The 12131-nt window shown below is 58.3% G+C and carries 10 protein-coding genes; 4 read left to right on the top strand and 6 right to left on the bottom strand.

The window, feature by feature from the left end; genetic code table 11:
* The first annotated feature begins 68 nt into the window (after nt 1-68).
* A complete protein-coding gene (locus QTL94_RS12630; protein WP_289801838.1) occupies nt 69-776 on the top strand; it encodes a DUF1013 domain-containing protein in 708 nt (235 codons plus the stop codon).
* 47 nt (nt 777-823) lie between these two features.
* Here QTL94_RS12630 and QTL94_RS12625 read toward each other — a convergent pair whose 3' ends face one another.
* Together QTL94_RS12625 and QTL94_RS12620 are read right to left on the bottom strand one after the other, a co-directional pair.
* Nucleotides 824-2734, bottom strand: a complete 1911-nt coding sequence (locus tag QTL94_RS12625; RefSeq protein ID WP_289801836.1) for an AMP-binding protein — start codon at nt 2732-2734, stop codon at nt 824-826.
* Between the two features lie 82 nt (nt 2735-2816).
* A complete protein-coding gene (locus QTL94_RS12620) occupies nt 2817-3476 on the bottom strand; it encodes a YggS family pyridoxal phosphate-dependent enzyme (protein WP_289802343.1) in 660 nt (219 codons plus the stop codon).
* A gap of 198 nt (nt 3477-3674) precedes the next feature.
* Here QTL94_RS12620 and leuS point away from each other — a divergent pair, with 198 nt between their 5' ends.
* From leuS to holA, 3 genes are read left to right on the top strand one after another with little or no spacing between them, the layout of a single operon-like run.
* Complete coding sequence (gene leuS, locus QTL94_RS12615) at nt 3675-6305, top strand: leucine--tRNA ligase (protein WP_289801834.1); 2631 nt, start codon at nt 3675-3677, stop codon at nt 6303-6305.
* Entirely contained in the window at nt 6295-6816 is a 522-nt protein-coding gene (lptE, locus tag QTL94_RS12610) for an LPS assembly lipoprotein LptE (protein WP_289801832.1), read from the top strand. Before leuS ends, lptE begins: the two co-directional genes overlap by 11 nt.
* Before the next feature lie 11 nt (nt 6817-6827).
* Nucleotides 6828-7862, top strand: a complete 1035-nt coding sequence (gene holA / locus QTL94_RS12605; RefSeq protein ID WP_289801830.1) for a DNA polymerase III subunit delta — start codon at nt 6828-6830, stop codon at nt 7860-7862.
* Nucleotides 7863-7867: 5 nt separating this feature from the next.
* Here holA and QTL94_RS12600 read toward each other — a convergent pair whose 3' ends face one another.
* Genes QTL94_RS12600 through mnmG form a run of 4 tightly spaced genes read right to left on the bottom strand, consistent with a single transcriptional unit; the run spans nt 7868 to nt 12109 of the window.
* The gene (locus QTL94_RS12600) at nt 7868-8749 is read right to left on the bottom strand and encodes a ParB/RepB/Spo0J family partition protein (RefSeq protein WP_065690593.1); all 882 of its coding nucleotides are present in this window, start codon (nt 8747-8749) and stop codon (nt 7868-7870) included.
* 31 nt (nt 8750-8780) lie between these two features.
* Complete coding sequence (locus QTL94_RS12595; RefSeq protein ID WP_289801828.1) at nt 8781-9575, bottom strand: ParA family protein; 795 nt, start codon at nt 9573-9575, stop codon at nt 8781-8783.
* A gap of 19 nt (nt 9576-9594) precedes the next feature.
* Nucleotides 9595-10212: a 16S rRNA (guanine(527)-N(7))-methyltransferase RsmG gene (gene rsmG / locus QTL94_RS12590; protein ID WP_289801826.1), complete on the bottom strand. Its 618-nt coding sequence runs from the start codon at nt 10210-10212 to the stop codon at nt 9595-9597.
* A gap of 34 nt (nt 10213-10246) precedes the next feature.
* Nucleotides 10247-12109: a tRNA uridine-5-carboxymethylaminomethyl(34) synthesis enzyme MnmG gene (gene mnmG / locus QTL94_RS12585; RefSeq protein ID WP_289801824.1), complete on the bottom strand. Its 1863-nt coding sequence runs from the start codon at nt 12107-12109 to the stop codon at nt 10247-10249.
* Between the last annotated feature and the right edge of the window lie 22 nt (nt 12110-12131).

Below are 12131 nucleotides of genomic sequence, written 5' to 3'. Positions count from 1 at the left end.
TTTCCCGGACATAGTGGTGACAATCCACGGACCGCGACACCGGCGCGGACGACAGAAGGACTATATCCATGGCTCAACAACTGCTCATGCCGAAGGCGACGGCAATCTGGCTCGTCGACAACACTGCTCTGTCTTTCGACCAGATCGCTCAGCTCTGCAAACTGCATCCGCTTGAAGTGAAGGCGATTGCCGACGGTGAAGCGGCGCAGGGCATCAAGGGCCTCGATCCGATCTCGACCGGCCAGCTGTCGCGCGACGAAATCGCCCGCGGCGAAAAGAACCCTGCCCACAAGCTCAAGCTCTCCGAGCCGAAGGTTCGCGTCCCGGAATCGAAGCGTCGCGGCCCGCGTTACACGCCGGTTTCGAAGCGTCAGGACCGCCCGAACGCCATCCTCTGGCTGGTTCGCAATCATCCGGAACTCAAGGACGCCCAGATCTCCAGGCTTGTCGGAACCACCAAGTCGACCATCGAGCAGATCCGTGAGCGCACGCACTGGAATTCGGCTAACCTTGCGCCGATGGACCCGGTTACGCTCGGCCTCTGCAGCCAGATCGACCTTGACATGGAAGTCGAGAAGGCCGCAAAGGGCCGTCCGCTCCCGACAGCCGCAGAGCTTGGCGCAACCCTGCAGTCGGCGCATGAGACCGAACGCCTGACCCCGAGCTACGATCGCGAGGAGGAGAAGGAAAAGGAAATCGATGCCGACGCCGTCTTCGCAAAGCTCAAGTCTCTGAAGTCCTCGCCCAAAGACGAAGATAAAGACGATCAGTACTGATCGACCGATAGTCACACCAAGCCCCGCTTCTGCGGGGCTTTTTATTGTCACATAGGCAGACCGCCGAGGCCTTTTTTGCGCAATGCCGCAGCGATTTCCTCAAGCACGACGGGATCGTCGATCGTCGCCGGCATTTTCCACGGAACGCCGTCAGCGATCTTCTGGATCGTCCCGCGCAATATTTTGCCCGACCGGGTCTTGGGAAGACGGTCGACGGCAATGGCAGTTTTGAAGCAAGCGACGGGTCCGATTTCATCGCGGATTAGTTTCACCACTTCCGTTTCGACGACAGATGTTTCCCGTGAAACATGCCGCTTCAGGACCAGGAAGCCGCATGGGATCTGCCCTTTGACCGGGTCGGCGACGCCGACGACAGCGCATTCGGCAACATCCGGGTGCCGCGCGCAGACTTCCTCCATGGCGCCGGTTGAAAGCCGATGGCCGGCACAGTTGATGATGTCGTCCGTGCGCGACATGATGAAGAGATAGCCATCTTCGTCGACATAGCCTGCGTCTGCCGTTTTGTAGTAGCCGGGGAACTCGTCGAGATACGCGCTCCGGAACCGCTCGTCGGCTTTCCAAAGCGTCGGCAGACAGCCGGGCGGAAGCGGAAGCTTCACCACGACGTTGCCCAGGATCCCCGGCGCAACACCGTGCCCGCCATCATCGAGAACCTGTACGTCATATCCGGGCATCGGCACGGATGGAGACCCGTGTTTGACCGGCAATGCCTCAAGCCCCAGCGGATTGGCGGCGATCGGCCAGCCTGTCTCCGTCTGCCACCAATGATCAATGACGGGCACGGAGAGCATCTGTTCGGCCCATTTCAACGTCTCCGGATCGGCGCGTTCGCCGGCAAGGAAAAGTGCGCGAAAACCGGGCATCGGGTGCGCCCCTATATAAGCACCGTCGCCATCTTCGCGCCGGATCGCTCGAAACGCAGTTGGCGCCGTGAAAAGCACCCGAACATTATATTCCGACACGATACGCCAGAACGTACCGGCATCGGGCGTCCCCACAGGTTTCCCTTCGAAGAGAATCGTCGTAACGCCGACGAGCAATGGGGCATACACGATGTAGGAGTGCCCCACGACCCAACCGATGTCTGACGCCGTCCAGAACACTTCGCCCGGCTTCATTCCGTAGATGTTCATCATCGACCAGTTGAGAGCGACCATATGACCGCCATTGTCGCGCACCACGCCCTTGGGGTGGCCAGTCGTCCCTGACGTGTAAAGGATATAAAGTGGATCCGTCGCTTTGACGGAGACACACGCGATATCCGCTCCGCGATTGCCAGCAACGACCACTTCAAAGTCATGGTCGCGACCCGGAACAAGATCAGCGAGAAGCTGCGGACGCTGAAGAACGAGGCAATGATCTGGCTTGGATCTGGCAATTGTAATGGCGCTGTCGACAAGTGGCTTATAGGCAACGACCCTGCCAGGCTCCAGGCCACAGCTTGCGGTGATGATTAGTTTCGCCTCCGAATCATCCAGCCGTGCCGCGAGCTCGCTGGCCGCGAAACCACCGGACACGACGGAGTGAATTGCCCCGATACGCGCGCAGGCAAGCATCGAGAACACCGCCTCCGGCACCATCGGCATGTAGAGGACAACACGATCGCCCTTCGTAACCCCAAACTGGCTCAGTGTAGCGGCTATGGATTTCACATGGGCGAGCACATCGTCATAGCTGAAGGCCTGTTTTGCACCGGAGACAGGGCTGTCATAGATGAGCGCCGTTTCACTGCCCCGTCCTGCCAAGACATGACGATCCAGGCAATTGTAGCAGGTATTGGTTTCGCCGCCGGCGAACCAGGTCCCGTAAGGCCCGCTGCCAGCGTCGAAGATCCGTTCAGGTTGCTTGAACCAGTCGATACCGTCCGAGGCCTTGCCCCAAAAGCTTACTGGGTCCTGCCTCCACTCCGAATAGGTTTGCCGATAGCTACGCCGCATTTTCTCCTCCCCAGGATATGCGCCTTAAGCCGTCAATCTAGGGAAGAGACCGGGAGAGAGAAAGCCCGACGAAAGCAGCGGGTCAGCGCGCGCCGAAAATAGCGGAGCCGACGCGGACGCTGGTCGCACCGAAAGCCACCGCGATCTCATAGTCGCTGGACATTCCCATCGATAGCTTTTCGACACCGCATTGCTTCGCAAGCTTGGCAAGGAGAGCGAAATGCGGGCCTGGATTTTCATCAGCGGGAGGGATGCACATCAACCCCTCGATCTCCAGGCCAAGCTCGTTGCGGCACACGCCGACGAAGGAGGGGGTATCGTCAGGTGCAACGCCAGCCTTCTGAGGCTCTAGACCGGTGTTCACCTGAATATAGAGGCGAGGGGTCTTCCCCTGGCGCTTTATTTCTTCAGCAAGCGCGCGAGCGATCTTTTCGCGATCGACCGTTTCGATGACATCGAACAGCGCGACGGCTTCTGCCGCCTTGTTCGACTGCAGCGGTCCGATGAGATGCAGCTCGATGCCCGGCGTTTCAGCCTTCAGTTCGGCCCATTTTCCCTGGCTTTCCTGAACCCGGTTTTCACCGAAGACGCGCTGTCCGGCAAGGATTGCGGGTCGAATCGCGTCTGCATCAAATGTCTTGGAAACAGCTACGAGTCCAACGGAGCCTGCTGCTCTGCCAGCGTCCCGCTCAGCCTTGGCGATCCGCGCGCGTACATCGTCCAATCGCTCGTGAAGTTCCATCATTGCGCCTCGGCAGATCATCGGGAAGAATGGTTATGCACTAAACGCCCCGCCCGTGGTTGCCAAGGGCCGACCTCTCGAAATATCGCTCGGCGGCCGTGATCGCGCGCTTAAAGCGGCCGCAAAACTTGACGCTACCGTGGTTTCATGGTGAAGGTCAGGACCATCTTCCCTTGATTTTCCGGAAATACGAATACGATGGCTACCGAACGTTACAACCCGCGCGATGCCGAGCCCCGCTGGCAGCAAAAGTGGAACGAGAAGAAGGTTTTCGAGACCGACAACAGCGATCCGCGCGAGAAATACTACGTGCTGGAGATGTTCCCGTATCCATCCGGTCGCATTCACATGGGGCACGTCCGCAACTATGCCATGGGCGATGTCGTTGCGCGCTACAAACGGGCGCGCGGATACAACGTGCTGCATCCGATGGGGTGGGACGCATTTGGCATGCCGGCTGAAAATGCCGCCATGGAGCGCGGGGTTCATCCCGCGTCCTGGACATACCAGAATATCGCATCGATGAAGGCACAGCTGAAGGCCATGGGCCTTTCCCTCGACTGGAGCCGCGAATTCGCGACCTGCGATGTCGCCTATTACCAGCACCAGCAGCACCTCTTCGTCGACTTCCTCGAGAAGGGGCTGGTCTATCGCAAGCAATCGAAGGTGAACTGGGATCCTGTCGACAATACCGTTCTTGCAAACGAGCAGGTGATCGACGGTCGCGGCTGGCGCTCGGGCGCCCTAGTCGAGCAACGCGAACTTACCCAGTGGTTCTTCAAGATCACCGATTTCAGCCAGGACCTCTTGGACGCATTGGACACGTTGGACCAATGGCCCGAGAAAGTTCGGTTGATGCAGAAGAACTGGATCGGCCGGTCGGAAGGCATGACGATCCGTTGGGAGATCGTCGGCGAAACGGCACCCGCTGGTCAAACCGAGGTTACGGTCTATACGACCCGACCCGATACGCTGTTCGGCGCATCCTTCCTGGCGATCTCTGCAGATCATCCGCTCGCAAAGGAAGCGACGGTAAAGAATCCGGCTATCGATGCCTTCTGCGAAGAATGCCGCCGCGCCGGCACATCGCTTGCCGCGCTCGAAACAGCGGAGAAGAAGGGTATGGACACGGGCATACGCGTCCGCCACCCGCTCGACCCATCATGGGAACTGCCCGTTTACGTCGCCAATTTCGTTCTCATGGACTACGGAACCGGCGCCATTTTCGGCTGCCCTTCCGGGGACCAGCGCGACCTGGATTTCGCGCGCAAGTACGATCTTCCGGTTGTTCCAGTCGTCATGCCGCGGGATGGCGATGCGGCCAGCTTCAGCGTAGGCGATGTTGCCTATGATGGCGACGGCGTAATGATCAACTCGCGTTTCCTCGATGGCATGAGCACCGACGACGCATTCAATGCCGTTGCTGAACGTCTCGCCGCGGCATCGCTCGGGAACGCGCCGCAAGGCGAACGCAAGGTCAATTTCCGCCTGCGCGACTGGGGTATTTCCCGTCAGCGCTACTGGGGTTGCCCGATTCCGGTGATCCATTGCGACGATTGCGGCGTGGTACCGGTTCCGAAGAAGGACCTGCCGGTCAAGCTTCCCGATGACGTGACCTTTGACCAGCCGGGCAATCCGCTCGATAGGCACCCGACATGGCGCCACGTCGCTTGCCCGCACTGCGGCAAGGATGCGCGACGGGAAACGGACACGATGGATACCTTCGTTGATTCGAGCTGGTATTTCACGCGTTTCACCGCGCCGTGGGAGACCAAGCCGACGGATCCATCTGCAGCCAACCACTGGCTGCCGGTCGACCAGTATATCGGCGGCATTGAACACGCCATCCTGCACTTGCTCTATTCGCGCTTCTTCACCCGCGCGATGCGGGAGACCGGTCACGTCGACGTCAAGGAGCCCTTCAAGGGCCTCTTTACGCAAGGAATGGTCGTCCACGAAACCTACAGCCGTGGCTCGGGCATGAGCCGTGAATGGGTTTCCCCGGCCGATATCCGTATCGAGGAACTGGACGGCGCGCGGCGCGCGTATCTCCTGTCCAATGGCGACGAGATCGCGATCGGCTCCATCGAGAAGATGTCGAAGTCGAAGAAGAACGTGGTTGATCCCGACGATATCATCGCGTCCTACGGTGCGGATACGGCGCGATTCTTCGTCTTGTCGGACTCGCCGCCCGAGCGCGACGTGATCTGGTCGGAGGCCGGTGTCGAGGGTGCGCATCGCTTTACGCAGCGGCTTTGGCGCCTGATTTCGGAAGCGGCTGCGAACCTTCGAGACGTCGCTGCGACTCCGGCTAAGGATGGTGATGCGGTTGCTATTTCGCAACTGGCTCACCGGACCTTGAAGGCCGTTCAGAATGATTACGACAAGCTGTGGTTCAACAAGGCAGTCGCGCGCATCTACGAACTCGTCAACGCTCTCGCAGCGCCATTGACGAGGGTCGCTGGTGGCGAAGGCAACGAAACTTATCGGGCCGCTGTGCGAGAAGCTGCGGAGATTCTGATTCAACTCGTGGCGCCTATGACTCCACACTTGGCGGAAGAATGCTGGGCCACGCTTGGCAACAGCAGCTTGCTCGCACAGACATCTTGGCCGAGCTATGACGATGCGCTTGTGGCCGAAAATGAAGTGGTTCTGCCCGTGCAGATCAACGGGAAGAAGCGCGCCGAATTGACAATTTCCCGCGACGCAGATCAGAATACAGTCAGCGAAAGCGCGCTTGCTTTGGATGATGTGAAGAGGGCGCTGAACGGGCAGGCGCCGAAGAAAATCATCGTGGTTCCGCAAAGGATTGTGAACATTGTCGTTTAATCTCGCTCAGAAGCTGGTGCGCTGCGCCAGTATTGCCACGGTGCTTGCGTCCACGATCCTCGTTGCATCCTGCCAGGTACGTCCGCTGTATTCCGAAAGCTCTGGCGTGACGGAAAAGCTATCGTCCGTCGGCTTCTCCGAAGCAACCAGCCGCGTCGAGCAGGAAGTGCGGAACCGTCTGATTTTCCTGGCGTCCAGAGGCGCCGGAGAGCCAGATAACCCGCAATACGAGGTTGAGATCAATGTTCACTCGGACGTCATCAATACGCTTCTTGTCGAGTCGTCCGATACATCGCGCGCCGGTCGCGCGACGGTTAGCGTAGACTATACGCTGAAGGCGACGAAGGATGGCCATGTGATCAAGGCCGGAAATCGCTACGCCACGGCGCTCGTGGACTTCCCACGCCAGGAATTCGCCAAGGCCCGCGCAATCCGCGATGCCGAGGACAGGGCAGCTCGTGAGGCTGCCGAGTTCGTCGCGGCTGATCTTGCGGCGGCCCTTGGCCGCTGAGGAGCGGGCGATTGGCCGAGATCAAATCGCATGAGTTCGAGGGATTTGCGGAGAAATCCGCCCGTAGCTACAAGCTCTTTGTAGTCTACGGTCCGGATCGGGGGCTTGTTTCGGAGCGGGCTTCGATCCTTGCCGAGAGAACCGGCGTCGCGCTGAAAGATCCCTTTTCCCTTATCAAGCTCGATATCACTGATTTGCAGCGCGATCACGGACGCCTAGTCGATGAGGCCGGCGCGATCGGCCTGTTTGGTGGCGACAAGCTTCTCTGGGTCCGGGGCGCTGCAAACGAGAAATATCTCGTCGACGCGCTACAGTTTCTCGCGGAATCCCTACCGGCAGGGACGTTTGTCATCATCGAAGCTGGCGACCTGAAGAAGGGCTCGCTTCTGCGAAAGGCGGCGGAATCATCCCGCAACGTTATCGCGATTCCTTGCTACGCGGACGACACCCGCGCACTGAACGCCTTGATCGATTCAGAGCTTTCCGCTGCGGACCTTCGCATCACCCCCGACGCCCGCCAGGCGCTGCTGGAATTGATCGGTGGTGACCGCATTGCCTCCCGCAACGAGCTTAAGAAGCTGGCGCTCTACTGCCGAGGGCAGGGGAGCATCGAAGAGCACCACGTCACAGAGATCATTGGCGATGCGAGCGCCATCTCGGTCGATGATGCCGTCGACGCGGTGTTGAGCGGCAACGCAGCCAACTTCCTTCATGCCATGCAGAAGATCATCTCATCGAAAACGGCGATCTTCCTGGTCATCCAATCATGCCTGAAGCAGTTCCAGCTGATGGACGCGATCAGGGCGGAGATGGATGAAAAACGGATCTCGTCGACCCAGGCGCTGCAGACGCTCGGCAGGCATCTGCACTTTCGGCGCAAGCCAATCGTAGAACAGGCCCTCCGGACATGGTCGCCGGAGGCCATGGCACGCGAAACCAACCGACTACAATCGGCGGTCCTTCAAACGCGTAAACGCGCCTCGCTGGAGGACACCATTGCCCTCCATACGCTGCTGTCAACGACGCTGCAGTCCGCGCGCCGGTAGCAGCGTCAGCGGCGTTCCAGCAGGCGGCAAATCTCTTCGAGTTGCTCCAGAGACTTGTAAGAGATCCGGATCTGTCCACCGCTTGCCTTGTGGTTGATGGTAACATCAAGCCCAAGCGTATCGGAGAGCGTCCGCTCGAGGGCGAGCGTATCGGAATCCTTTTGGTCGCGCTGTGCGGCAGTGCGCGGCTCGGACTGAGCTTTGATATCATTCTGTGCCAGCCGCTCCGCGTCGCGCACGGACATCCCCTTGGCAACGATGGCCCTAGCAAGGGTGGAGGGGTCCGACGTCGGCACGAGCGCACGCGCATGACCGGCGGAAAGGCTTCCAGCCGCGAGGAGGTCGCGAACTGGTTCGGGCAGTTTCAACAGTCGCAGGGAGTTCGCGACGTGACTACGGCTCTTGCCGATAATCTCGCCAAGATCGTTCTGCGTATAGCCGTATTCGGCGATCAGCTGTTCGTAACCCAGCGCTTCTTCAAGCGGATTAAGGTCGGAGCGCTGAACGTTTTCCACGATAGCGATCTCGAGCGCCGTCTTGTCGTCCACATCGCGGACGACGACGGGAACTTCAACGAGCCCGGCCAACTGAGCCGCGCGCCAACGTCGTTCGCCGGCTATGATTTCATACTGGTTGGGCGAGAGCGTTCGCACCACGACCGGCTGAACTATGCCGTGCTGTCGAATGGAACTCGCCAGATCGTGTAATTCGCTGTCATCGAAGAAGCGCCGCGGGTTTCTGGGATTGCGGCTGATGAACTCGATCGGAATCAATCTGTCCGCGCTGACAGGGGACTTCTCTGAGTCTACCGCGACTGGTTGATCCATCTCGCCGATCAATGCGGCAAGACCGCGTCCAAGTCTTCTCTTCGAGACATCATCGTTCATCGTCTAACTCGCCACTAATTTCAGTTAGGTGTTAAGCCGCAAGCCGCTGACGCTCGCGCTGAATCACTTCGGACGCCAATTGGAGATATGCTTGACTTCCCGCGCACTTCAGATCGTAGAGGATCGCCGGCTTACCGTAGGAGGGCGCCTCGGACACGCGAACATTGCGTGGAATCAACGTATGGTAGACTTTCTCGCCAAGATGCGTCCGCACATCGCTCACAACCTGCTGAGCAAGATTGTTTCGGGAATCAAACATCGTCAGCACGATACCCTGGATATCCAGTTGCGGATTCACCGTCCGCCGCACCTGATCGACCGTCTCCAGAAGCTGGCTCAAGCCTTCAAGCGCGAAAAACTCGCACTGCAGCGGAACCAAAACGGAATGGGCGGCCGCCATAGCGTTCATTGTCAACAGATTGAAGGAAGGGGGGCAATCCACGAGGATATAGGAGAAGCTATAAGCCTCCTCCATCGCCAACGCTTTCTTCAGCTTGAAAACGCGATCACTTTGCTGAGCGATCTCCATCTCGATGCCCAGCAGGTCCATGGTCGACGGCACGATATACAGATTGGGAACCGCCGTCTCCTGAACGACGTCAAGCACGCCATGATCACCCAGAAGGAGATCGTAGGATGACAACTTGCGGTTCTTTCGGTCGATACCGAGGCCGGTGCTTGCATTACCTTGCGGATCAAGATCAACGATCAGGACGCGTTCACCAATGGCCGCCAGTGCCGTCGCCAAATTAATGGCCGTCGTCGTCTTGCCGACGCCGCCCTTCTGATTTGCGATGGTAATAATCCGATTCCGTGCGCCAACCATGCTGTATTGCCCGATCCCGTTAAACCAAACGCCGAAGGTTGGATATTTCCAATATCACCGAGTCTTGCTCGACGGCGCTTCCATGTTCTACCAGATCGAATGTCCAGCGACCATGTGCTTTCGCAATCTCTGCCCGGTAATCCCGGCCTTTATGGAGATACGCTCGCAGTTCTTCATTCTTGGCCGCCCAGGGATTGACGTAGGCAAATAACTGATCCAGGTCAGCCAGAGCGCGTGCTGAAATGAAATCGCAATCCGGAACGGCCGCTGGTGCGTCTTCAATGCGGATCGGATGAACTGACCCGCGCGCGCCCATCTCCCTCAACGCCGTACGCAGAAACGCCGCCTTCTTGTGATTGCTCTCGATGAGATGCACCCAACCATCACCAATTTCTGCCAGGAAGATAGCGGTGATCACCCCCGGAAAACCGCCGCCGCTGCCGAGATCAATCCATGTCTTGGGCTGATCCTGGAGCTGGAAGATCTGAGCACTGTCCGCGACATGACGTCGCCATGCGTCCTCAAGCGTCGATGGTGCCGTCAAGTTGATCGACTTGGCCCACTTTTGAAATAGGGATACGAAATCCTTCAGGCGTTGTTCTGTTTCACGTGAAACACGCCGGCCGTTTAACTCCATCGGTGGACTCTCATATAGTGTATTATCCGAACGCTTAAGCTGCGGCGGTAAGCCGTCGCAGCTGCACGAGAAGAAGCGAAATGGCTGCCGGCGTCATACCATCCACTTTCATCGCTTGCGCAATGTTGTAGGGCTTCGACAATCGTAACTTTTGCTTTAACTCGTTCGAAAGCCCTGACAGGCAACCGAAGTCAAAATCGTCGGGAATCACGCGGTCTTCATCGCGCTTGACATGCTCAATATCCGACGACTGGCGCGCCATATAGACCGCATAATTCGCCTCGATCTCGAGCGCTTCGCCAACTCGACCATCAATCGCTGACAGCTGCGGCCATAGCCGTTTCAACACATCAAGGGAGAAATCAGGATAGGACAACAGCTCATAACCGGTCCGTCGCTGCCCATCCATGTTCAACTTCAGACCAGCGCCCCGCGCTTCATTTGGGGTCACGTTCAAGGAGGACAAAAGTGCACGTCCAGCGTCGAGGTCCGTCTTATAAGCTTCAAACATGCGCTTGCGCTCAGCGGAGATACCCCCGAGACCGATGGCAAATGGCGTCAATCTCACGTCTGCATTATCAGCCCGCAGAGAGAGCCTATATTCTGCCCGCGAGGTAAACATCCGATAAGGTTCCGCGACCCCCCTGGAGGTTAGGTCGTCGACCATGACACCAATGTAGGAATCCGTTCGACTGAACCGCACCGCGTCCTGTCCACCGGACAGCCGCGCTGCATTAAGGCCCGCGACCAGCCCCTGTGCCGCGGCCTCCTCATAGCCAGTTGTCCCGTTGATCTGACCCGCCAGGAACAGGCCGGACACCTTCTTGACCTCAAGCGATGGCTTCAACTCGCGCGGATCAACGTGATCGTATTCGATCGCATAGCCTGGCTGAAGAATCTCAACGTGTTCCAAGCCGGGGATTGTATGGATAAACGCATCCTGGATCTCTGCTGGCAGTGAAGTCGAAATACCGTTTGGATAAACCGTATCGTCATCCAGGCCTTCTGGCTCCAGGAATACCTGATGGCCATCACGTTCACCGAATTTGACCAGCTTGTCCTCAATCGAGGGACAATAGCGAGGTCCGACACCCTCTATCTGACCGGAATACATTGCAGAACGCTTCAAATTCTCGACAATGATGCGGTGCGTCGCGTCGGTGGTCCGCGTCACGCCACAATCGATCTGCGCATTCGCAATGTGTGTCGTCATGAAAGAGAAAGGAACCGGATCCTCATCCGGACCCTGCCGACCGACACTGGCCCAATCGATTGTCTTGCCATTCAGGCGAGCAGGCGTGCCCGTCTTCAGTCTGCCGAGCCGGAGATCAAACCGCAGAAGTGTTTGCGAGAGCCCAACCGACGGTTCCTCGCCAACGCGACCCGCCGGTATCTTCTTATCCCCAATATGAATAAGACCACGCAGGAACGTTCCTGTCGTGAGGACAACCGATCCGCAGTAGAGAATCCGGCTATCTTTCATAATAACCGCTTCTACACGCCCGTCCTTGATCGACAGATCAAAGGCGTCGCCCTCGATAACGGTGAGATTCTCTATTGCCTCAATCTCTGCCAGCATCGCCTGCCGATAGAGCTTCCGGTCTGCTTGCGTCCGTGGACCACGCACCGCCGGTCCCTTCTTGCGGTTCAGCATTCGGAACTGGATACCTGCAGCGTCTGCGACGCGGCCCATCAGACCATCCAGTGCATCAATCTCACGCACAAGATGACCCTTGCCGAGACCACCGATCGCCGGGTTGCAAGACATAACACCGATGGTGTCTCTTCTGTGTGTGACCAGCGCAGTTCTGGCGCCCAGACGCGCCGCCGCGGCTGCAGCTTCGCATCCCGCGTGTCCGCCACCGATAACGATGACATCAAACCGAGAGGTATCCATTTTTTTAAGGCTCCTGAGGTGT

This window comes from Rhizobium sp. S96, assembly GCF_030382195.1.
GTDB lineage: Bacteria > Pseudomonadota > Alphaproteobacteria > Rhizobiales > Rhizobiaceae > Rhizobium.
The sequence above is the reverse complement of the archived record's forward strand: the minus strand, read 5'-3'. Positions and strand labels throughout refer to the sequence as shown.

Excerpts from the sequence above, each read along its gene's own strand:
- QTL94_RS12630 (WP_289801838.1), top strand. The coding sequence starts at position 69 with ATGGCTCAACAACTGCTCATGCCGAAGGCGACGGCAATCTGGCTCGTC.
- QTL94_RS12625 (WP_289801836.1), bottom strand. The coding sequence starts at position 2,734 with ATGCGGCGTAGCTATCGGCAAACCTATTCGGAGTGGAGGCAGGACCCA.
- QTL94_RS12620 (WP_289802343.1), bottom strand. The coding sequence starts at position 3,476 with ATGGAACTTCACGAGCGATTGGACGATGTACGCGCGCGGATCGCCAAG.
- leuS (WP_289801834.1), top strand. The coding sequence starts at position 3,675 with ATGGCTACCGAACGTTACAACCCGCGCGATGCCGAGCCCCGCTGGCAG.
- QTL94_RS12600 (WP_065690593.1), bottom strand. The coding sequence starts at position 8,749 with ATGAACGATGATGTCTCGAAGAGAAGACTTGGACGCGGTCTTGCCGCA.
- QTL94_RS12595 (WP_289801828.1), bottom strand. The coding sequence starts at position 9,575 with ATGGTTGGCGCACGGAATCGGATTATTACCATCGCAAATCAGAAGGGC.
- rsmG (WP_289801826.1), bottom strand. The coding sequence starts at position 10,212 with ATGGAGTTAAACGGCCGGCGTGTTTCACGTGAAACAGAACAACGCCTG.
- mnmG (WP_289801824.1), bottom strand. The coding sequence starts at position 12,109 with ATGGATACCTCTCGGTTTGATGTCATCGTTATCGGTGGCGGACACGCG.